3 protein-coding genes are annotated in these 1,740 nt (G+C 68.7%); 2 read left to right on the forward strand and 1 reads right to left on the reverse strand.

The window, feature by feature from the left end:
• Positions 1 to 715, reverse strand: a 715-nt coding sequence (locus AB0N17_RS46505) for a helix-turn-helix domain-containing protein (protein WP_366017706.1), incomplete at its 3' end; no start/stop codon positions are given.
• 100 nt (positions 716 to 815) lie between these two features.
• Between AB0N17_RS46505 and AB0N17_RS46510 the strand changes: the two genes are divergently transcribed.
• On the forward strand, positions 816 to 1,070 hold the full coding sequence (locus AB0N17_RS46510) for a zeta toxin family protein (protein WP_366017707.1): 255 nt from the start codon (positions 816 to 818) through the stop codon (positions 1,068 to 1,070).
• Positions 1,071 to 1,206: 136 nt separating this feature from the next.
• Positions 1,207 to 1,584 carry a hypothetical protein gene (locus tag AB0N17_RS46515; RefSeq protein WP_366017708.1) on the forward strand — a complete coding sequence of 126 codons (378 nt, stop codon included), beginning with the start codon at positions 1,207 to 1,209 and terminating at the stop codon, positions 1,582 to 1,584.
• The last annotated feature ends 156 nt before the right edge of the window (positions 1,585 to 1,740 follow it).

Below are 1,740 nucleotides of genomic sequence, written 5' to 3' on the forward strand. Positions count from 1 at the left end.
CGGTAAGCACGAGCAGCGGGTCGCAGTCCTTGCCTGGCCCGGACAGCTTCGGCTGCCCGAGCTTCGCCTCCTTCAGCGTCCAGTCAACAAGGGCCGGGATCGACTTGGCGGGCACGTCCAGGACCAGGCCGCCGACGCAGTACGCCAGCACCTGCCCGTCGGCGTCGACATCGATGACCGCGAGCGGTCCGTTCTCGAAGCGCGGATCGGCGCTGCCCGCCGATGTATTGGCGGGGTCCGCCTTCACCGTGGCCGGGCGGCGCGACGTCGACGTACTCCTGGTGGTGGGCGCCGGACGCGGCGGCGCTGCCCGCTCGGCAGCGGCGGGAGCCGGGGCGGTCTGGGTGTTCTCGGGCGAAGCTACGGCGTCCAGGGCTAGGCCTGTGGGCGGAGCATTCTCAGCCGGGGTGGCCTGGTTGGTGAACGTCTGGGGCGCCACTGAGTCCCGGGCGGCGGAGTCGTGACCGGCCGGGAACCGCTCCGCCCATCCATCGAGTAGCCGTTGGTAGGCCTGGCGGCGTGGGGGGCGCGGTTCGGAGCGGCCGACCTCCCAGTTCTTCACGGTCTGCGTCGTCGTCTGCAGCACCTGCGCGAGCCGGGTCTGCGTAATCCCTGCCGCCTCGCGCAGCCGGGCTCGCTCAGCGGGCCCGGGCATCTCCGGCTCGCCAGCGAGTAGCGCGTCCACAGCAGCGAACAGCTCGTCTTCCGTCGGCATGCTTTACCTCCACCCCGAACACTAGCAGGACTTAACCTCGGATTTGAGTTTATTTTAACCTTGATTTTACCCTCGCGTGTGTGATCGAGATGGGGAAGGGATGGCGCTATCCCGGCCGGCGGCTGCTCGCCAGCCCGTGTCACAAGAGCAGTCGGTCGTGGTGGTCGTCGCAGGCCAGCCCGGCGCCGGAAAGACCGGGTCGGCGACCTCATCGGGCAGCGCTCACGATGCGCGGAGGGGCGGTGCGCATTTGCCGGGATCTCACAAGCCTGTCCACCGCCACTACGCCGCTCTGCTTGCCGCTAACGTCCGTACGGTCGGCGCAACGGTCCGACCGGACACGAGCCGCCGGTAGGCCGAGGACGAAAGGCACATGCGAGCGTGCCGGTTCGATGCGGTCGTCGAATCCGCCCTCACCGATCCGACGGAGTTCTGCGCTTCCTCCACGGCACATACCGGCCGCCCGAGCCCGCGGCGGCCTCACAAAGAACATGCTCTCCACCCTTGCGGTCGTCGACGCCGAGCAGTTGGCCGACCGGATCACCGTGGTCCGGCGCGACGGCACTGTCTTGTACGACAACGAGCTCGTCGGCAGCGTGTGGCGGCACCAACCTGCCGCTGAGCGTGCCGTTGCCAGTGGGCGTTTACGTCCGTGGACCGCACAGGAGCCGGCTGCCTTTCATACCGAGGTGCGGGTGTACCGGGATCTGCCCGGCGAGGATGAGCGCCTGGCCGTCCAGCGGGACACCAGGCGGGCGGCGGCGCTCGCCGCCGGGCCGGTACGGTGCATCGCTCAGCCCTGCCGGCGCGCTCCCGGGAATCGACTACCGCCGTCTCTCAGCCGAGGAGCGCCGCTTCGTCTTCGATGAGCTGATCGCCCCGTCGTACCTGACCGGCATCATCAATCGTGACGATCCTCCGACCGTCTACGTTCTAGGCCAGCGGGGCGAGCTGCCGACGGAACCACCTCACTAGGGCCTGTGTGAGGTCGTGATCAATCTGGTGTTCTGGTCCCGTGCAGGGAC

Origin of the sequence: Streptomyces sp. NPDC051133 (assembly GCF_040682635.1) — a bacterium.
In the GTDB taxonomy this organism is placed as follows: domain Bacteria; phylum Actinomycetota; class Actinomycetes; order Streptomycetales; family Streptomycetaceae; genus Streptomyces.

What these genes read in the sequence shown, in the direction of transcription:
- AB0N17_RS46510 (WP_366017707.1), top strand. Translation starts at nt 816, where the DNA reads ATGGCGCTATCCCGGCCGGCGGCTGCTCGCCAGCCCGTGTCACAAGAG.
- AB0N17_RS46515 (WP_366017708.1), top strand. Translation starts at nt 1,207, where the DNA reads ATGCTCTCCACCCTTGCGGTCGTCGACGCCGAGCAGTTGGCCGACCGG.